Origin of the sequence: Butyrivibrio sp. AE2005 (genome assembly GCF_000686965.1) — a bacterium.
Classification (GTDB): domain Bacteria; phylum Bacillota; class Clostridia; order Lachnospirales; family Lachnospiraceae; genus Butyrivibrio; species Butyrivibrio hungatei_A.
Genome location: NZ_KK366043.1, coordinates 91,534 through 112,430, shown reverse-complemented (window position 1 = coordinate 112,430; position 20,897 = coordinate 91,534). Strand labels below are relative to the sequence as shown.

General features: G+C 38.9%; 19 protein-coding genes and 1 tRNA gene. 1 reads left to right on the top strand and 19 read right to left on the bottom strand.

What is annotated here, in order from left to right; all coding sequences use genetic code 11:
- Positions 1-138: 138 nt before the first annotated feature.
- The 14 genes from csn2-St to DL92_RS0116275 form a co-directional block, all read right to left on the bottom strand.
- Positions 139-1,131, bottom strand: a complete 993-nt coding sequence (csn2-St, locus tag DL92_RS0116340) for a CRISPR-associated protein Csn2-St (RefSeq protein WP_026668315.1) — start codon at positions 1,129-1,131, stop codon at positions 139-141.
- Entirely contained in the window at positions 1,128-1,451 is a 324-nt protein-coding gene (gene cas2, locus DL92_RS0116335; protein ID WP_026668314.1) for a CRISPR-associated endonuclease Cas2, read from the bottom strand. The genes csn2-St and cas2 overlap by 4 nt, the downstream gene beginning before the upstream one ends.
- Positions 1,441-2,352, bottom strand: coding sequence for a type II CRISPR-associated endonuclease Cas1 (gene cas1 / locus DL92_RS0116330; protein WP_026668313.1), 912 nt, complete (start codon positions 2,350-2,352; stop codon positions 1,441-1,443). The genes cas2 and cas1 overlap by 11 nt, the downstream gene beginning before the upstream one ends.
- Before the next feature lie 169 nt (positions 2,353-2,521).
- Complete coding sequence (cas9, locus tag DL92_RS0116325) at positions 2,522-5,821, bottom strand: type II CRISPR RNA-guided endonuclease Cas9 (protein WP_026668312.1); 3,300 nt, start codon at positions 5,819-5,821, stop codon at positions 2,522-2,524.
- A gap of 185 nt (positions 5,822-6,006) precedes the next feature.
- On the bottom strand, positions 6,007-7,143 hold the full coding sequence (locus DL92_RS0116320) for an ATP-grasp domain-containing protein (protein WP_026668311.1): 1,137 nt from the start codon (positions 7,141-7,143) through the stop codon (positions 6,007-6,009).
- 3 nt (positions 7,144-7,146) lie between these two features.
- Positions 7,147-8,079 carry a glycosyltransferase family 2 protein gene (locus DL92_RS0116315; RefSeq protein WP_026668310.1) on the bottom strand — a complete coding sequence of 311 codons (933 nt, stop codon included), beginning with the start codon at positions 8,077-8,079 and terminating at the stop codon, positions 7,147-7,149.
- A 77-nt stretch (positions 8,080-8,156) separates the two neighbouring features.
- Complete coding sequence (locus DL92_RS0116310) at positions 8,157-8,393, bottom strand: hypothetical protein (protein WP_026656593.1); 237 nt, start codon at positions 8,391-8,393, stop codon at positions 8,157-8,159.
- Positions 8,390-9,367, bottom strand: a complete 978-nt coding sequence (locus tag DL92_RS0116305) for a serine/threonine protein kinase (protein WP_026668309.1) — start codon at positions 9,365-9,367, stop codon at positions 8,390-8,392. The genes DL92_RS0116310 and DL92_RS0116305 overlap by 4 nt, the downstream gene beginning before the upstream one ends.
- Positions 9,364-10,152, bottom strand: a complete 789-nt coding sequence (locus DL92_RS0116300) for a PP2C family protein-serine/threonine phosphatase (RefSeq protein WP_026668308.1) — start codon at positions 10,150-10,152, stop codon at positions 9,364-9,366. Before DL92_RS0116300 ends, DL92_RS0116305 begins: the two co-directional genes overlap by 4 nt.
- Positions 10,153-10,255: 103 nt before the next feature.
- Positions 10,256-11,533 (bottom strand): S41 family peptidase, encoded by a 1,278-nt coding sequence (locus tag DL92_RS0116295; protein ID WP_026656590.1) that lies wholly within the window; start codon positions 11,531-11,533, stop codon positions 10,256-10,258.
- Between the two features lie 23 nt (positions 11,534-11,556).
- Positions 11,557-12,780 carry a murein hydrolase activator EnvC family protein gene (locus DL92_RS0116290; protein WP_242845878.1) on the bottom strand — a complete coding sequence of 408 codons (1,224 nt, stop codon included), beginning with the start codon at positions 12,778-12,780 and terminating at the stop codon, positions 11,557-11,559.
- 29 nt (positions 12,781-12,809) lie between these two features.
- Positions 12,810-13,706, bottom strand: coding sequence for a permease-like cell division protein FtsX (gene ftsX, locus DL92_RS0116285; RefSeq protein ID WP_026656589.1), 897 nt, complete (start codon positions 13,704-13,706; stop codon positions 12,810-12,812).
- Positions 13,696-14,436, bottom strand: coding sequence for a cell division ATP-binding protein FtsE (gene ftsE / locus DL92_RS0116280; protein WP_051199175.1), 741 nt, complete (start codon positions 14,434-14,436; stop codon positions 13,696-13,698). Before ftsE ends, ftsX begins: the two co-directional genes overlap by 11 nt.
- Before the next feature lie 60 nt (positions 14,437-14,496).
- Positions 14,497-15,579, bottom strand: coding sequence for a PucR family transcriptional regulator (locus tag DL92_RS0116275; RefSeq protein WP_026656586.1), 1,083 nt, complete (start codon positions 15,577-15,579; stop codon positions 14,497-14,499).
- Positions 15,580-15,827: 248 nt separating this feature from the next.
- Here DL92_RS0116275 and DL92_RS0116270 point away from each other — a divergent pair, with 248 nt between their 5' ends.
- On the top strand, positions 15,828-16,016 hold the full coding sequence (locus DL92_RS0116270; RefSeq protein WP_026656585.1) for a YjfB family protein: 189 nt from the start codon (positions 15,828-15,830) through the stop codon (positions 16,014-16,016).
- Between the two features lie 128 nt (positions 16,017-16,144).
- On the opposite strand, the gene DL92_RS0116265 is transcribed toward DL92_RS0116270, so the two are convergent.
- The 5 genes from DL92_RS0116265 to DL92_RS0116240 form a co-directional block, all read right to left on the bottom strand.
- On the bottom strand, positions 16,145-17,146 hold the full coding sequence (locus tag DL92_RS0116265) for a CPBP family intramembrane glutamic endopeptidase (RefSeq protein ID WP_026668306.1): 1,002 nt from the start codon (positions 17,144-17,146) through the stop codon (positions 16,145-16,147).
- 3 nt (positions 17,147-17,149) lie between these two features.
- Positions 17,150-17,983, bottom strand: a complete 834-nt coding sequence (locus tag DL92_RS0116260; protein ID WP_026668305.1) for a CvfB family protein — start codon at positions 17,981-17,983, stop codon at positions 17,150-17,152.
- 74 nt (positions 17,984-18,057) lie between these two features.
- Positions 18,058-18,786, bottom strand: a complete 729-nt coding sequence (locus DL92_RS0116255; RefSeq protein ID WP_026656582.1) for an acyl-[acyl-carrier-protein] thioesterase — start codon at positions 18,784-18,786, stop codon at positions 18,058-18,060.
- Positions 18,787-18,949: 163 nt separating this feature from the next.
- Positions 18,950-19,022 (bottom strand) — tRNA-Gln (locus DL92_RS0116250).
- Between the two features lie 206 nt (positions 19,023-19,228).
- On the bottom strand, positions 19,229-20,875 hold the full coding sequence (locus tag DL92_RS0116240) for a hypothetical protein (protein WP_026656581.1): 1,647 nt from the start codon (positions 20,873-20,875) through the stop codon (positions 19,229-19,231).
- Positions 20,876-20,897: the final 22 nt, after the last annotated feature.

Sequence of the window (20,897 nt, the reverse complement as noted above, 5' to 3'; positions counted from 1 at the left end):
GTTTTCTGATCACTTAATCTCTTCAGGTACTAAAACACCAAATGTAGCAAGCAAGACGAGTATTATACAAAATATAGAACGTCTTCTATTTTTTGTACGGCAAACCTTTTGCATTCTAGTACCTCCACTAATATTATATCATACATCATCCATCAAATACCTGATTTCTGCATCTTTAGGCTCTTTCCTCCATTTATAACGAAAGCCCATTGAACTATTAATCAATTTCAATATAACTTGATTCTCAACCTCATCTATCGCATCTTTATTTCCAATTTGCTGCACAATCTCCGGCAGAAGGTCCATTATTTCTTCTTTCCTAAGCTTTTTATTTATTGGATAAGACGAACCAACATACTCCACCATTTTTTCAACACTGCCTATAGAAAACATTTCATCATTTACGATATTGATACTTTCTATATACTCTTCTGAACAGTACAGATAACCTTTAAGACTTGTTGAAAAAATAAACCAAATATTATTACCATATGCTATATTCTCGCACTTATCAACAAATCCAATATACTGATCCCGTGTAAGAAAATGATCAATATTCTCAAACACAATCAGCCTTTTATCCGGAACCTTAACCTGTAGTTTTTCTAACATATCAATAAATTCATTGAACAGTTCCCAAGCCGTTAATTCATGTATATCCTTTCCCTCTCTGGTTTTGACTGAAGTATTACACACAACCGATAGTATGTCTTCCGATTCATACTGAAGTTCTAGCCTCTCACTTCCCAGATATTCCTTATTAATCCTGTCAAGAATCGAGATAAGTATATTATCTATTTCCATTAGTCCTGCTTGATTATCAAAAGTTGTCAAACATTCTTTTATAACTTTATTTACAACACTCTTTCTTCCAAGTTGCATAAACTGCACAATATCTTCAATAGTTGCAACATGCATACATTCCCACATTTTTCTTCCTGGGTTTTCTCCATCAATGAATGTGTTATCTATCAGCTTTTCCTCATATTCAAAATATTTGTCCGCAGAAAAATATTTACACAAAGAATTGATAATAAAACTTTTCACCGGAATATTCTGACCACATATCTGTGTAATCTGCTCAACACAAACATCATAACTTGAGATACCGTCTTTTACAGAAATAATCATATTATTATCATCCTCTCTATTCCAACGATTGATTCTGTAAGTTTTTTGCTTCCAACCAAGATTTTCATATCTTCATATTGTTTCTCAGTTACCGTTAACAGCCTTACATTCCCTTCTTTCGGCATTATCTTTTTAAGTCTCTTTTCTAATTGATTCGCAAACTGCCTGTTAGGGCAAGTACGTACATAGACTGAATACTGAATCATAGTAAATCCCTCAGACATTATGTCCTTTCTAAATTTCCTATACGCTCTTTGATCCTCAGAGGTCTCAACAGGTAAATCAAACATACACAGCATTTTCATATACTTAGTTATCATCCTCTTCTCCCAGATAATTAACCATTTCCGGCATAACAACATCATTTACGCTTCCTGAAAGATATGCCGCATACATAGAAACATAATCTTCCAACATATTTGCAAGAAACATCTTCTGCTTCTTATACTTAATTTTGTGATTCAGGATATTCACAAGTTTTCTTCTATGTTCCGCCGTAAAGTAATCCGAATCCTTCAATATTTGATACGAATAAAAATCTACAATTGGTCTTACAGGCTCTATAAGATCATCCACCAGATTAAATCTGTTATATTCGTTCTTATGATGAATCCCAAGCTGACTATTCAAACCATATGCTACACAAAGCCTGGCAATATACGCCCGCAGAACCGCATATCCATAATCAAGCCCCGAATTCAAAAGAATATCTTCATTTCCCCTCGAATAACTCTTTCCCATAAGTGCATTAAAATATACCTTAGCTGCGTGCGCCTCTCTATTTGAAGTATCACCATCTTCCAAAGTTTCAATGTAACTATTTAATTTTTCAATTATGTCTGTTGGAAACTCAAGCATTGCAAGAACTTGCTTCTGATTAGATATTTTTTGATAGATTATTTTCTTCCAAAATTTGTTATAAAAAATATCATCTTTAGATATTTGAAAACCTATTGTCTTGGATATTCTACCGTAATTATCATACGAGCAATAGAATCCTATGGGGAGATGTTCTACATTGCATATGATTACAGCAATGTTATACTCGGCAAGCATACTCATTAACCTTACGGTAAATTGTATCTTAAGGTTATCAAGCACTATTACCGAAATATCATCAAGAGGAATCCATATATCTCCATCCCCCTTGTTTATCAATAGATTATTGTACTTTAAGTGAATTGAAACGTCATTTTCAATCATCACAATCCTAAATGCCATTCCCACCTCCAATACAACGAAAAAAGGATGCCCGTCGGCATCCTTTGATCTCGGCATAAAGCCTTATTTTAGTAGGTCTAAAGAGATTAAGTGATCAGAAAAATCTCTAACCTAATAATATGATATTCCATGCCAACTTAATTTTCAATAGTGTATCGCCAATCAATATTTAGTTTTTGACAATAAGAGAGAATTTCTCCTTCTCTATCCTATATTTATTTCCCAATATATCCATGCCAATCTTTAATACACTTTGAGTATTCGATAGCCCCACTAAATTCTGCTTTGCAAATTTAGCCGCTGTTAATGGCTTTGTTTCAATATAATTGCGCACTTTTGGCATAGTTCTGGAAAGAAAACGTTCGATATATTTTTCTCCATCTTTCTCATATTCAATAATATCATTCTTATAAAATGACATCCTAAACTCATATCCCAATTCTGCTAAATCAGTCATTGTTTTTCCTGCCGGAATCATTTTCTCCTGTATCAGCGCATTAGAATATTTTGCCTCATCTATAACATAACTATGGCCTTCACACTTTATATCCGAATATTTTACACCAACAAAATAATACTTGTTATCGTTGTTGTTATAATATACATCCATCCTATACGGATTAAGAGAATCCAATACAACTTTCTTGCTTCCTTTATCATATCCGTACTTATGTGATATATCTATGCAACTTCCAACTTCTCCGTCCTCATATCTAAGTTCCGATATTTTGGGACCATTTCCATTTTTAGAATACTTCCGTACGAAGTCCCCCGTCTCTTGCTCATATTGAATAAATGCATTCTTAGCATCCTTATAATTTCTATACACATCTATAATAAATTCAAAAGTCTTGGGATCCTTTGTATACATAAGAAATTTGTTTTCTTTTCCCTTATCGACCATGTTCTTAAATTTACTATAGCCGTCATCAGTTCTAATATTCAACTTACTGATTTTATAAGTCTTTCCTTCAATCTCTCTTGTACCATATATAGTCTGATTGCATAATCCTCTATTACATTTTTTATCGACTTGATACCAGTATTTATTCTTTTCAGCAGCCTGCATAATCGTCTTTTTTATCTGCTGCCATTTTTTCTGATAAAGGGCATCCTTATATACAAGATCATTCTTCATAAGCTTCTCAAAACCGGCTTTATCTGTATATTCATTGTTATCATAATCAATATACTGCTCAGTCAGTTTATGGTACGCTTCATATCCCATCTGCGAAAAAGCTATAAGCATAGCATCAACCGCATGATGAACATAAGACTCATCTCTATCCTTTTCAAGCTTAAGATTCACTCTCATCTGATGCGTAAATGCGCCTCTGATAACCTTAATCTTTGTACTGCATTCCTTTTCTTCAAAATATGATTGCAGTACATTAAGCACAACTCTTGAAGCATACCTGGTATCATTGATGTTTCGACTTATAAAGCCTTTTAATACATCTATCTTATATATATCTTCGCTGAAAAGAAGATTATCACGTTTTTTGCTGAATTTAACTCCTTTATATGTTGTAAGCACATAGTTCATGAACTCGTGAAAATCCCATTCTCTTCCAACATTTGACAGATATGCAAAAGGCGTCCTGTTTCCCTTATTTTGATTCTCCGTTGCATACACAAGAACCTTATTACTCCTGCTATCATCAAAAGAAATTGATAGCGGCACAATATGATCCACCTCAAACAACTGATTATTTTTAAGAAGGTCATCTATCTTTATCGGTTTTCCCGAATAAGGACATACTCCTCCCTGCTCATTCCACAGCCTTAGCTTAAGTCCAAGTTTGCTGTGGTTCTTGAAATCTTTATCTGTTATCTCAATACCATATTCAGACTTAACTCTCTTGATAATATCTTTAAGCTCGTTTTCATTATCCTTTTGGAATGCCTTAATTCTGTTTTTCTCTTCATCACTGTTCTTATCCCTTGGCATTTCAACCACTATACAGTCAGGATATCCATATTTCTTTATTAGCGCATTTAACACACGTACAGTAATCCTTACAGTTTTAGCAACTACAGGATTATAAATTTCTTTCGTAACAATATCAGCCGGGATTGAATTATACTCAGTGAATATGTCACCCTTCTTTTTAAAGACTCCCATATCCGTAAGTAACTGCATCTGATTTTTGGGTTGAACATACATTTCCGGTATAAGCTCACGCATTATCCTTAAACTCAAAGATTGCCATTTACTAAACAGCGTCCCATTTTTCTTTCTGGTATCAATCAAAACATTTAAGACTTCGTCCGAAAGCTTTAATCCCTTCATTTCAAAGCCCTTTATTATTGATTCTCTGTCCGTATTTAACGTAAGAACTTCACCGATAACATCAAGTTCTTCAGTAGAAAAACTGTTTATATCAAAACTTATCGTTTCTAATTCTCTGCGCATTTTATTGTACGCTTCAAAAGAATGAAAAATCTCCTTCTCATTCTTGTCTACTCGCGCACCACTCATCTGCATATCCGCAGCTCTCTCTCCTATGGCTTTAGCGATTATATTTTTCATGTTAACAGTCTTTGCTGTTTTTACCGCATCGATAATCTGTCGTTTTTCTTTTTCTGAAAGCTTTCTTCCGTCAATGATAAGATTATTTAAATCATTAAGAATATTAAATTCCTGAGCAGTATATGTTGCTCCGGCGCCTCTGCGCTCTTCCGGATAGACACTACATTTTCCTATCAGCTTATCAAACAAGTTATGCTCTGTTTTATACGTTCCGTCTTCGTTTAATTCCGTAGTATATATACCATAATCAGTTCTGGATTTTTCATTTCCGGGTCCGATATAATACTCTCTTTTTCTACCAAAAATTTCTGTATATCCATCGATAAAAGCAGATGAAATTTTAGAATTATATTTGCTTTGATTATCAAGGAACTGCTTTATCTCTTTTACATACGAAGATATAGTAAAAACATTTCTGAGAGTAATTTCCTCCTCGCCTTCTTTTATAGTAATATTCCCCCTGTATGCACCATACTTTTCAAGACGCTCCAGTTGTATCTGGCAAGGCAGCTTTGTTTTAAGCTGTTCCTCATTATATGCAATACTTGTTGCATATTCGCTTGAATTATTGCCACTTTCTGCATCATCTAAATATGATATTCCTCTATGTTTCAGGTCGTTTAAAAGAACATAATAAATCTTGTCTTCCGATAACTCTTCTGTTAAACCATCCACCCTTAAACGTAAAACTTCTATCTCATTATCTTCAGGTACGCTAAAGCCTGAAGATATCCACAATTTCTTAAAATCTCCTATTCTGGTTCTGCGTCTTCTTGTTAGTCTTCTCCCCTGCCTAAAGCCCCTTCTCTCAACATTTTTTGAAGGATCTGCACTGGAAAAGATATTTGAACAAGATTCCAAAACTTCATACTCATCATTAACAACAGCCCATCCTACAGATGCAACTCCCAAATCAAGTCCAATCGTATATCCCATAACCCCTCCTAAGTATTCTCATTTATGCAAAAACCAAAATTCGTTGTTTTGTATATAAAAAATTATAAAAGAATATCCATATTCAATGCAATATATCTATCCTTTTTCAGCAATAAAAAAACCTCATCAAACAGCCATCCTCTCAAATAGCTATCTAATAAGGCTTAAAATCAATATATCAACATTCACTTCGCCACAATATCCCGAACCAGCTTCGCATCATCGCCCGCAACAATGAAATATCCAAATCTGGAAGAGCTGTCCACAACTTTTCTGTCGGTAATCTCTTCAACACTACTCTCAATAACAAGATCCTGATATTTTGAACAAATCTCCTGACAATAATCGGCATCTTCCCGGCAGAAAACAAACTTGATTCCCGCTGCGTTGTGCTTCTTGCCGGGAGTGAGATCGGGCACGTTTCCAAGAGCCACATCGATGACTGCTTTGACAAAATCAATGCCGGTAGTCAGCTGCACAAGTGAGCTCCCGATGCAATCTCCGCCCATCCTTCCGCCAATCTCAACGATCTTGATAACGCCGTCTTCGCGGATAAGAATCTCGGAATGTGACGCGCCGTTCTCTATCTCAAGCGCATCAAGTGCGCCGTATATAACGTTTCTGATGTTCTCATAAGTCTTTTCATCTACAGGTGCAGGTTCAAAGTGTCCGGTCTCGATGAAATTCGGGCTTCCCGTTGTGAACTTCTCGGTCACGGCAAGAAGTGTATGTTTCCCGTTGTATGAGATACCCTCAACACTGTACTCTTTTCCCTCAACGAATTCCTCGATGATCGCAGTCTTCTCAAAGCTCACATCTCTTGCAGATGCTATCGCAGCCATGATCCCAGACTTTGACTTAAGCTTTGTAACAGCTCTGCTTCCGGATCTGTCCGTGGGCTTTACGATTATCGGATATTCAAATCCAAGCTCATCAACATTGACCGAGTCATCAGCCAAAACGTATTTAGGGCACGGAACATTCTTTTCCGTAAGGGCATTTCTCATTGCAAACTTATTGGTCGACTTGTACGTGCATGAAAGCGAATTGCCCGAAAGCCCCATCTTATCTGCAACATAGTTTACAGTCAGCATCGCAAGATCGGATGCAATACTGCATATTCCGTCAATTCCTATCTCTTTGCACTTCTCACAGATAGCCTCTTTTTCAACAATACTTATCGGATAAAAGAAATCGGCCGTAGCTTCGCCTACATCTCCAACGCCCCATGCGAACACATGAGTTTCAAGTCCCATTTCTTTTGCCTTTAAAATCAGCGGATTCTGAAGATATGAAGCGCCGATGATCGCCAGTTTTTTCATATACTACTCCTCTTCGTGTCGGTTAAGCATTTTGTCAATAATATAAATAGGTCTTCCTTTACTCTCGGAAAAGATATTTCCAATGTATATCCCGACTATTCCCAAGGCGCTCAGCATAAGTCCGCCCATCATATATATCGATGCAATGACCGAAGGCCAGCCTATATCCAGATCTCTCACAACGTAATTTCTGATAACAAGATAGATCAAAAATATAAATGCCGCACATGAAAGTGCAAATCCCAGCTTAACCGCCATAAACAGCGGCTTGTTGGACTGCGCGGTAATAAGGCTGATCGCAAGATTAACTTTTTTGCTGAAAGTATATGACGACTTTCCCGCAAATCTTTCATCCGACTCAAGCTCGATGGTTGTGTCATTATAGCCAAGCCACATGAGGAACATGATGTAATCTCTGGTCTGCTCTTTCATCTTAAGAAAAGAATCTACGACTTTTCTTTTGGCAACACTGTAATTACCCACCTCGAAGTCGTACTTCATGTCTGAGAGCTTATTATATACAGCGTAAAAAGATCTTGATAAAGCTTTTACAATAAAGGTATCCTTTCTTTCTTTTCGCTTGGAATATACGATATCGTAACCTTCCTCTATCTTGTCCAAAAACAGTGGCAAAAACTCAGGTCTGTCCTGAAGATCGCAGTCCATTACAGAAACAAGATCTCCTGTCGACTTCTCAAGACCTGCGGTTATCGCACGCATCTGTCCAAAGTTCCTTGAAAGTTTTATTCCCACAACGCGCTTATCCTTAACGCAGAGCTTCTCGATCTCTTCCCACGATTTCTGCGGGCAATGGTCGTCCACCATAATTATCTCAAAGGATTTTCCTGCATCTTCAAGCGTTGCAACAAGCCTCTTATATAGTTCGGGTACCGCCTCCCTGCATCCGTATACAGGGATAACTACTGAAATATCCATAAATATCCTCGTGTTTTCTTTTTGAATTTCATAGTTATAAATATGAAACCAACATAGGATATTTTATCATATTACAATCAAAGATTAAACGAATCATATGTATAGACCATATCCTGTTCAATCACGAAATCATCGCAAAAAGTATTCCTCTTTGTATCGATATGATCCAGGAGCTGCGTCGTGCACATTGCGGCAGTCGCATCTCCCTCAGGTATTTCAGGCTTTGCGCCGCCTTTCGTAAGCAGACTTGCAAGTCCCAGTATCATCATGATTCCTATAAAGATCACTCCGAATGTGTATAAAAAAATAATCATTTCCCCTCCTGAAAAAATTCTTTATCAATAAATTCAGCTATTCTCTCTTTTGCATTATATAATCGCCCCTTAAATGCGGGCACGCGCTCTTTTGCATCACTCTCAACGTAATTCATGACAGGTTCCGCGTACAAGATTACTCCCGACATTGTCGCAGCAACGACCGCTACTGCGACGCCTCTCTTTATATATCTGACAACAATGTCACGTTTTCTTTTCACAATACTGTCCAAAAGAGCTTTCTCTATCTCTCCGCAGGATCTGAACCTGTCATCGCGCCCGGGCTTTATGCATTTATTTATTATCTTCACGAAATCGCCTGAAAGTCCCGGCGCTCCGTTTAACTTAAAGTTTTCAAGTGCCGCTTCGTTCTTGATATCTATCCCCGTTGTCATCTGCAAAAGAGTCATCCCAAAGCAATATATATCCGTTTTTGGATCTGTTTGGCCCAGAGTCCCGTACTGTTCGGGCGCCGCAAATCCCACGGTTCCAAGATAAGATGTGTCGGACTTTTCGCCTTTTCTATAGATCCTCGCCGCTCCGAAATCTATCAGATGCACCTTTCCGTCCTTGCCGATAATGATATTCGCAGGCTTAAGGTCCCTGTATATTACTGGTTCCCGCAATCCGTGAAGATACTTAAGTATCCTGATAAGCTCAATAGCGATTCCAACGGTCTCTTTCTCGGAAAAAACTCCGTTCATCCGAAGTTTCTCCGAAAGGCTGTTTCCCGAGATATACTGCATGACCATAAATCCTTCTTCATAATCTACAAGTTTCTGTATTCCCGGATAATTGAACCTCTTTAACATTAACGCCTCATCTTCCAAAGACGACTTTGCCTTGAAACTCTCCTTCTTAAGAGCTTTTACCGTCACCTTTTTGCCGGTACGCATATCACGTGCCGCAAAGACTGCGCTTGTTCCGCCCTCTCCGATTTTCTTTATTATCCTGTATCTTTTTATATCTTTCATGCACCAAGCTCCATACAAAGCGCCGCAACAGATATATTGTCCGTTTCATTTCTGTCGTATGCTGTCTTTACAAGCTTTTTACATGCATCCAGCATATCCTCCGATGTAACGCACATCTGCGGGCAAAGCATACTGTAAAGCTCACTCTTTTCCATTGTTCTCCAGAATCCGTCCGAACACGCTATCACGGTAGAATCATTTTTAAAAGTTCCTCGTGTTATATCGGGTTCGGGAGTTTTCATTGAACCAAGACATCTTAGGAGCACGCTCTTTTCCCTGTCATTTAACGCTTCTTTCTCCGTAATTTTCCCTTCATCCAGTTTTTTCTGCAAAACGCTGTGGTCTTTCGTAAGCTTTATTACATCCCCCTTTGAAACAGCATATATTCTGGAATCTCCGATATTCATGATCATGTATCTGTCACCTATCTGCAAAAGAGCTGTCAGCGTCGTTCCAAGGTTGATCTTCCTGTGCTTCGCATATCTTCTTAATTCTCCACCAATCCTTGCAATAAGTCTTCGCCACGATACTTCTATCACATCCCACAGTCTGTCCGCCTCAAGGTCCTGCATAAGAGACAACTCCTCATGGAACCAGTTTTCAAGCGACCTGACCACTTTACAGCTTGCAACCTCCCCCTTCGGCAGACCTCCCATTCCGTCACATACCGCGGCAAAAGAGATTCTTCCAAGTTTCTCTGAATTTGCAACTTTCACCAGCACAGAATCCTGGTTTACCTTACGGTTTCTACCCGCATCGGTGTAAATACACGCTTTGACTTTCATAACTTCCCTGCTTTCAAAAATGGAAATACTACTCGAAATGAGTAAGAAAATAAAAACCTGTGCCAAAGATTCAGCACAGGTTCAGATAATACTATTTATTTTTTTATTTGTCAATAAGCTCCTTCATGACTTCGATTGCCTTCTCTTTCTGATTGTCAATCTTGTCTCTCTGAGCCTTCTCAATATCAAGTTCAACCTCAACATCCGGTTCGATTCCTATTCCATGGATGTTGTAGCCGTTGGGAGTATAGTAATCACTTACAGTAAGTTTAACGGCAGTTCCGTCATTAAGATCGAATACACTCTGAACGATTCCTTTTCCGAAAGACTTAACACCTACAAGCTTACCGATTCCGTAATCCTTAATTGCACCTGCAAGTATTTCTGAAGCACTTGCTGAGTACTGGTTAATGAGAACAACAACCGGAATGTCTATCTGACGTGTTCCGTCGCAGGTATAATTCTGCTGATGACCTTCTCTGTCCACAGTATATACGATATTGCCCTTAGGAAGGAGCTGTCTTGCTATATCGCAAACAGTAACGAGGTTTCCTCCGGGATTACTTCTAAGGTCGATCATAAGTCCCTTGATACCGCTTGCACGAAGCTCTGCAAGTCCCTCAGTGAACTGATCTGTTGTGATCTCATCAAACTCTGAGATCTTAAGATATCCGATTCCGTCTTTAAGAAGTTCGGTCGTAACTGTCGGAACCTGTATCTCATTTCTAATAACATCGACTTCAACATTCTCAACAGATCCGTCTCTTACCAAAGTGAGATGTACGGAAGTTCCTTTTTCGCCCTTAATCTTGGCAACAACTTCATCAAGGGTAAGCCCCTGTATACTTTCTTTGTCGACTTCAGCGATGATATCGCCTTCCATGAGACCTGCGTCAGCAGCAGGGCTTCCTTCCATAACACCCGTTATTACAGGCACATTTTTTTCCTGATCCATTCCGACATATGCGCCGATTCCGTAATAAACGCCCTTAGTCACAGCCTTGAGCTCTTCAAGTTCGTCCGCCGTGTAATAAACAGAATAGGGATCTCCCAAAGATTCTATAAGACCCTTGTATATTCCCTCGGCTTCAGTAGCCTTATCCACATCGTCCTTATAGTAATTGGTATCAACGAGATTCTCAAGCATCTTAACCTTTTTGATCGTTTCACTGTTAAGAACTCCGTTTTCGTTCTGACCACCGGAACGAACTCCCGTTGTCAAAATAAACATGATAGCACCTGCTGAAAAAACAAAAAGTGCGCAAAGTGCTCCGATGAGGATTCCGCTTATAAACCTTCTTTTAAGCTTCTTATCCGCTTCCGTTTCATTACTTACCGGCTCTTTGGCCAGCTCATTGTTCTCGATATTTTCGTTTTCCAATGTTCTTTATCTCCTGTCCGCTTTTATTTTAGATAATTCCATGGACTAACATACGCTCCGTTAAGTCTTACTCCGAAATGAAGATGGTTACCTGTCGATCTTCCGGTCGAACCAACTGCAGCAATCCTGGTTCCGGCTGTGACATCCTGTCCCTTGGAAACATATAGTGCAGAACAATGCATGTAGATTGTATAAAGACCGTCTCCATGATTGATCATTATATAATTACCCATTGTCCCGTTGTAGTCGGCGGCAACCACCGTTCCGGCATAGGCCGCCAAAATGGCCGATCCTGCAGGTGCTGCAAAATCCACACCATTATGCATCTTTTGTATTCCAAGTGTTGGATGGATTCTCATTCCAAATTCATCGGATACTCTGGAATAATTCGGACAAGGAAATGTAAACATTCCGCCGTCGTATTTATGTCTGCTGTTTAATGCGGCCTCATCCGCAGCTACCTCTTTTTCAAGAGCAGCAATCGTTGCGTTCTCAGCCTTTATCTCCGCCTCATACTCAGCGATAGCAGCCTCTTTGCTCTTAATATCCGTCGATACATTATTGAGCTCAACTCCCTTGGCGTCAATAAGAGTTTGCATTTTGCCTTCTTCTTCCTCTTTATTTGACTTTGCCAGATCGAGAGTTTCTTTTTCTTCCTCAAGAGCCTGTTTATTGAGCGCTATAAGCTCAGTAGTCGCCACATATTCGTTGAGCTTTTTTCTGTCATAAGAAGCGATCATCTCAATATACTCAGCCTTATTGAGCATATCGGAAAAACTTCCCGTGCCCGCAAAAAGTTCAAAGTAAAGCTTATCTCCACGCTCATACATGAACTTTATTCGCTTCTTCATGGCATCATATTGAGCTTCCTGAGTGCGTTCCGCCTCTTCTAAGTCTTCACCCGTCTTCTTGATCTCAGCCTCTTTTTGCCCGATAGTATCGTTAAGAGCATCTATCTTCTTCTGTATCTCTGTCAAGGAAGCATCAAGTTCTGAGATATATTTTTTTAGATCCGACTTATCTTTTTCAAGCCCTTGTTTTAACTTTTCAAGATCGGTCTTAGCTGTATTCAGGCTATCTCGCTGTTCTTTCTGCTTTTTGATCTGATCTTTTTTGGCTTTAATACTTTCTTCCGTGACCTCTGCCGACACTATAATACCATTGGCTTCAAAAGTAAATACCATGATCATGAAACAAGCCAGCACTCGAAATATCCCTTTAAGCGTGCCTTTTTGTAATCTGTTCAACTTATCTGATCTTCCTTCTAATAACCTGATCACACATGCAAATGTTTTCTGACTGTTGTAAAGCTACCCAAAAAGCCTATTCCGATTCCTATTGCCATAGATATGGGAACGAGTTCGTTATATATCTTCTCAACAGGCAGGAACGGCAAAATATTTGAAAGCATTGCAAACTGGGTGTGAACATAATCAATTGCGCTACCGTATACATAATAGAGAATCAGTAATGGTATGAGCGAACCGATAATTCCGATAATGATGCCCTCTACCACGAAAGGTGCTCTTACAAAGAAATCCGTCGCTCCGATATATTTCATAATGTTTATCTCGTCTTTTCTGACAGCAATACCCATAGTTACCGTATTGCTGATAAGGAAGATCGAAACAAGCAAGAGAATTACTATAATTCCCATAGAAACATACGCCATAAGCTTGTTGAGTCCGCTAAGTGTATCAGCGGTGATCTCAGATCTGTTGACTGTTCTGACAACATCAAGGCTCTCTATGTATGTAACCAATGCTGCCTGCATTGAAACATCATTAAGATAAATCTCAAGGCTGGCGGAATCTGCAAGAGGGTTCTCGGTAAATCCGTCTGTATACTCACCGATATAATCCTTCTTGAAATCTTCCCATGCAGCTTCGGGATCTATATAATTGATCTCTCTTACTTCCGGACGTTTCTCAAGATCTGATTTTACTGCAAGAATCTGATCTTCATTTACTCCTTCGTTAAAGAAAACAGTAACAGAGACGCCTTCCTCTGCCGTATGAACAAAATATTGAATGTTGTTGATTATTGAAAAAACCAGACCGAACAGGAATAGACATGCGCCTATTGTTGCAATAGAAGCAAGGGTATACCATTTATTTCTACCTAAGTTCTTAAATCCCTGTCCAATGGTATAAAAGAAACTATTAATCCTCATCGATGTATGTACCTTCTTCCTCGTCTTCTATGATAACACCCTTTTTCATGGTTATAACTCGCTTCTTCATGGCATTTACTATTTCTCTGTTGTGTGTAACAACAATAACAGTTGTGCCGCTTTCATTGATCTTTTCCATAAGCTTCATTATTTCCCATGAATTATTGGGGTCAAGATTTCCGGTCGGCTCATCGGCCAAAAGAATCGTTGGCTTGTTGATAAGCGCTCTTGCGAGAGCAACTCTCTGCTGCTCTCCTCCGGACAACTGATTTATCTTGCTCTTATACTTACCCGCAAGATTGACTGTCGCAAGTATAGAAGGAACATTTCTCTTTATTTCCCTTGTGGATGTCTGGACAATTCTCTGGGCGAATGCTACATTTTCGTATACATTTCTATCCTTAAGAAGTCTGAAATCCTGGAACACTATTCCGAGATTACGCCTAAACTTTGGAATCTTACTGTGCTTAATCTTATTCAGGTTATAACCCAAAACCGTAATTTCACCGTTTGTAGGTACAAGCTCTCTCAAAAGAAGCTTAATGAGCGTAGATTTACCGGATCCGCTATCTCCTACGATGAATACAAACTCGCCTTTTTTAATGTGAAGAGTGACGTCGTTAAGTGCCGGTGCACCCGATGAATACGACTTCGTCACATGGTCGAGGGTAATAACCTCGCCTTCGGGTATCTGCCTACCCGATTTCGTCTTTCTAAATCCTTTTTCCATAGCATCTCCCCGAAATTTGTGTTTATATAAAAAAGATTCTTCCTATCGTTCAAAATAGGATTATGAAATTCTGTCCATGTATTTCATGTATCTGACAACCATAAGAGCGATCTTAAATGTAATCGCATCGTCAAACACCCTAAGATCAAGCCCCGTACTCTTCTGCAGCTTATCAAGTCTGTACACGAGTGTGTTTCTGTGAATGAAAAGCTGTCTTGAAGTCTCTGATACATTAAGGCTGTTCTCAAAGAACTTATCAATGGTTGTGAGTGTCTCCTGATCGAAATCATCAGGATTTCTTCCGCCAAAGATTTCTTTGATAAACATCTTACATAGCGGAATGGGAAGCTGATAGATAAGTCTTCCGATTCCAAGTTCGCTGTAGCAGATAACCTTTCTTTCGTCAAAGAAGATCTTGCCGACATCCAGTGCCATCTTCGCTTCCTTGTACGATCTACTTACCTCTTTGATCTCGCCTACCACTGTTCCGTATGCGATCCTGACGCCTGTAAGTCCGTCCTTAGTAAGAGTTGCGATCATCTCTTCCGCAATCTTCGAAATATCCGACGGCTTAGCGTAATCGTTCACATCCTTAACTATGATGATATTGTCCTCGTCTACTTCAGTAACGAAATCATTTGCATTTCCGAAGTGAGTTCTGGCAAGCTCAAGAGCATTGCTGTCTCTTCCGCTTGATGTCTCAACGATCATAGCTATTCTCTTCGCATCCGACTGAATGTGAAGCTTCTTTGCCCTACTGTATATGTCAACAAGAAGAAGGTTATCAAGCAAAAGATTCTTGATAAAGTTATCCTTGTCAAAACGCTCTTTGTACGCGATAAGCAGACTCTGGATCTGGTACGCGATCATCTTGCCCAGCATATAGATGTTCTCGCCGGTTCCCGTACAGATCAGAATATATTCAAGCTGCTGCTCGTCATATATCTTAAAATACTGATACCCCTGTATCTCCTGTGAATCTGCCGGAGATTTCACAAAATCTCTGGCAACAGCCGCAACATTACCAATTTCCTGTGATGTAGCCGCAACTTCCTTGCCATCAATGTCCAGAACATATAACTCAACGTGTGCTATGTTCTTAAGTCCGTCAATTGTGTTTTGGAGAATTTGATTTGAAATCATTTGCCACTCTTTCCGCAACCTTTCGGCCGCTGAATAATATACATAGCCATTTTAATATATATGTACAATAAAATCTACCTTTTACATGCCATTTTTTGTACATTTTTTTGTTTTGCTCGTCAATATTACCAAAAAAGAATCCCCTTTTTGGTATCATATTATTTGAAATAATGCTAAGTTTTTGATGTAATATTATCGATATACAAAATAAGAAAAAGTGTTTTATACACAAAAACAGGAGGTGCTATATGGACATACCTTCCTTATCGATGGCTTTATCTCAAAATCGCATACTTACAGATGTAGGCGTAGCAATGCTATCCAAAAATCTGGACACTATGGAAGCAGCCGGACAGAATATGATCGCAGGTATCGAATCTGTATCGGAAACTTCCGTTAACCCCAATATCGGTTCAAACATCGATATAAGTCTTTGAAATACGCCATCAGAAAACTTGCCCGCGGCATTAAGCTACGGGCATTTTTATTTCTTATTTCTTATTTTTTCTTTTTGAGAATTATGCCGGAAAACCACCAATCGGACCGGCTCCCCCGGATTTATACATCAAACGCCCTGCAAAGCAACAGCGCTGTAGATCATAAAGCTTATTGATAAGATCATTACAATTACAAGAGGAACAGTGAAAAGAGACTGCTTCTTTTCCTCAACCTTAACCTCTCCCGCAACATTCATGACGTTCGGATCCTGATTCTTCTTACGGAATTTCAAATTATCGAGATAACTCTTTCTACCTTCAATAGCCGCCATCTTATTAACAATGATAATAGCAATTGCGGTAGATATAACAGCCGCCACGCACAGTACACACAACAAGATCACAAGATACACGCCTTCCGACATATTGGGGAAAAACTGTGACATTACGCCCTCGCTATCTTCTATTTCCTCTGCTGTACCCGATCCCACATATATCGAAATAACTTCAATGGAGTTAAAAACCGCATGTGCTATAAATGACGGTAGGACGCTACCTGTCGCTTCAACCATGAGACAAAACATAAATCCCATAACAGCGCCGTATGCAAACTGATTAAAGTTAAGATGCATCATTCCAAAGAGAACAGCCGATAGGATCATTGATGCAAGTATTCTGCCTGTTCTTCTGTAACTCTGATAGATAACGCCTCTGAATACTATCTCTTCAACAAACGGTCCGAATAAGCCTATTGAAGTAAGCATCAACACAACCGGATGTTCAATTATCTGATTGCTTACGGATGCCACCGCATTATCCACAAACAGCATGGATATCGCATTTACGAACGCAACAAGCGGGAACAACGTAATAACATAAAGCACCGACAATATTGCCGAGCCGATCTTTACCTTCTTGAACGGTATAACAGACCACATTCCCTCACCGCTGTACATTATGACCGAAACAGCAGGAATGAGTATCATCAGCTCACAAAGAGCGTTATTTGCCGGAAGTGAAAGCGCCCTTCCAGTAAACGCCTGCCAAAAAGAAATGTAAATCATAATCACGAACGTTGACAATACCATGAAAAAGAACGCAATGTTCGCTTTTTTGTAATCCATACCCATATTTTATTTCCTCACAATTGAATCCGGTTTAATCTCAATCTTGCCTTCTTTGAGAAGTCTACCGACAGCTCTTTTGAACTCATTCTTACTCATACCGGTCTTATCACGAATAAGCTCAGGTGCTGCTTTGTCGTTAAAAGGAATCTTTCCGCCACCCTTTTCAAGCATATCAAGAAGCTTTTCTGCATCGGCGTCCATCTGAAGATATGCTTTTTCTCTAACGCTTAAGTTAAGCCTTCCGTCTTCCCTGACAGATACAACTCTGGCATTTACGCTGCTTCCAATCTCGATATTGCCATATAATTCCTTCTTTGGAATAAGTCCCGAATAAATATCGTCAACCGCAACAAATGCTCCAAAGTTGTCACTTAATTCATAAATCGTTCCAATAACCTTATCATCTTTGGAATAAGGACTCTTATCCAAAAGATAATTATATACATTCATAGTAACACAAAGTCTGCTACTCTTATCTATGTACATTGCACAAAGGACTTCTTCACCGGCTTTTACCTTTCTTGTCTGCTCCTTAAAAGGCAAAAGAACGTCCTTTTCAAGTCCCCAGTCCATAAACGCTCCGATTTTGCTCGTTTCTTTTACCTTGAGCATACGAACGTCGCCAAGCATTATCTTAGGTGTTTTGGTCGTTGCAATAAGTCTGTCATCGGAATCCTTGTAAATAAACACTTCCAATCTGCTTCCTATATCGCATCCTTCAGGTACCTGCTTTCCGGGCAAAAGAACTTTTTCGTCACTTCCGCTCTCCTCCGCAAGGTATACACCGAAATCAACTTTCTTTATTACTTCAAGTTCCTGTTTTTCTCCAAGTTTGATCATTTAGGTTCCTCCGTCCTCTTAGTATCTGCAGTAATCAGTTCTGCATTATCATGTTATATATTTATATTACCGTATCAAGCAGTAATAAGCTCAACTACGCATACAGGTTTTCCGTCTTCTCCGTTAAGACTTACTATATACTTATCATTATCATCTTTTTTACTCATAATAACAACAGGGCAAAGAACATCTCCAAGCCTTGACTGTTTTTTGTACTCGGCGCGCATGGCAACAATCTTAAGATCACGCTTAGGGAGACAGTCCATGGCGATTCTTACGTACTGTCCGTTATTTACGTGATTGTTGGTATCAAGGTTGTGCTGCTTTACCTGTATCTCTTCTCCCCAGAATCTTTCATCTTCTTCGGAAATCTCAATCTTTCTGTCTTCATACTTCATATCAAGTTTAGGCTCAAGCGGATACGCTTTTAAAATTTCATCTGTTATCCTACTTGGAAAGCCTTTTTCTATGTCTACAAGGGTCCAGATTGAATTGGCGACCGCAAGTCTCTCTCCATCCTTTGTATCCATGAAGAAATTTCTATAGCCGATAGCACCTCTGAGTTCATACGGAACAGTTCCGATAACAACATCCTCGCACAGCTTGGGATATCTGTTCACAACAATCTGCCATGACGAAAGAACCCAGACAATTCCCTTATCCCTAAGATATTCCATTGATGCCGGTCCGTCCTGTGTCTGAAACGTGGAGCAATCCTGAAAATAATCTATTAGTGACTCAAGCGTAAGCTCTCCGCTTCTGTCTATTTCGCTGTATCTTATCCTTGAATTGAATGTATACATGCATTTCTCCTTCTATAGTCGTCAAACAGCTTGTATTCACGGAAGACAAACCTTTTTGACATTCTACAACATGTAACAAATTATATATCATGCAGAATACTCCGTATGACCTGAATATAAAAATTAAAGCGAGATTGTCTCCAATCTCGCTTTATCAATATAGCTGGGCTAGTAGGATTCGAACCTACGTAATGACGGAGTCAGAGTCCGTTGCCTTACCGCTTGGCGATAGCCCACCGACAAGAAATGATTATACGTGAGGTATCATAAAAATGCAAGTACTTTTTGAAAATTTCTTATCAAATTGAAGCAAATTTTTTAAATTCACTTCAGCTCTTATATTTCGTGCCGCGTCCCTTCCCAATTACCGATACATAATTCTTATCAACAAGCCCTTTTAATATATTCGCAACTTTTGTTCTCCCAAAAGGTACTGCGTCTGTCATTCTGCGTCTTTGGCTTCAACTTCTTTTAATGTATTCCTGTAATCGTCAAAATCCTCAAACACATATACTGTAATACCGTCATCAGCATATACCATATGGGATTCATCCAAAAATAACGGCGTATATGCCGGATATTCGGGATCGTCAACCACTCTGCCATATGTCAGTACAAAAAATCTTCCTTTGGGAAGCTCACTCAAATGTCTTTTATCCTGGAGCCACTGCTCCACAGTCTTATCAGCATCATCTAGAGCTGAAAAAGTAGTATCTTTCGTAATCCAAACCTCAGCCTTGCCATCAGTCAGCTCTGTAACACTATTCCCAATCCAAAATGGAACAAATCCCTCAGTGGGCATATTCTCATCCCAGATGTCTTTTACAACCATATAATTAGAACCATTAGGTACAAAAGGCAACCTTGATTCAAACGGATTCTTTACTGTAATCTTTGAAACCAGGCAGAATGTTACGATCAAATATCCTGTTATTAAAGGAAATACCTTAGAAACCTGCTCATTCTTAATCACTCTTTTTGTAATAAACAATATCGGATATAACAAGGTCATTAGAGGGATCCAATATGTTACGCTGTATTGGTCGATGCATATCGAATACACAAAACCACAGAAAACAATAGATAAAGCCGTAAACAACAGATAAAAACGAGTCAGAAAATCTAATTCCTTTATCTTTGAAAACAGAATAATCACACAAGCGACAATAAGTGTGCAAAATCCTAAAGCCAGAAAATTCACCGCGCCATATATTCCCATAAAGGAAACATCATTAAAACAAAAGCCGTACAATGAAAATAAATCACTGATTGTCTGCAAAAAATTCCCAATCGAGATTTCTTTCCACTGATACGTAACCTGATCTCTAAAATGGTAAACACTGCGAAATATGCAATAATTAACCGCCATTCCCATAAGATATGACAGAAAAGCCAAAACGGTTATTAAAAAAAGCTTATAAGGCTTTTTTTGATTCATAAGATAATTATTTACCAATTCAACCATTCCCACCAACACAGCAGGAATATAGCATATAAGTGCCTGTCTCGCACCACCCAATCCTGCAAGCAGTGCAACAATAAGCAGAGACGATAAATATATAATCTTAGATCTACGCTCAGTTGCCTTATATAATTCAGACATAAGACCAACCGAAAGAAAAGTCAGACAAATATGAGGTATATAAAAAGCGCTATAAACAATCATATAGCCGTAACTGGCACCAAAAGGAAGAAATAGCATCCACAATGTCCATTTTCCTTCTCTTTCATAGCCAAGCGCTTTCATCATAAACTGATAACACACAGCCAGTAAAAGCAGCATAACGATATCAGATGCAATTCTTACAGCCTTCCAGTTATTAGGAATAAACATGAATACAAGCTTATATATAAGTTGCGTATTTATTACTCGGAGTTCTGTTGAATAGAACCAGTTTTTCGCCAGTATTCCGCCTTCATCCGCAAGCAATTTGCTCAACACCAGCTCAGATGAAGTATCACCATTCATAAGGGTATAGTAGTTGTAATTAATATAATAAATTGCAAACCCTAATGAAAATGCAGCCAGAATCCAAGGAATCATCTTGCTACGCCTTACTTTTGTCATATCAAAAGCACCTATATTCATGTTATCCCCCAGCAATTATGTT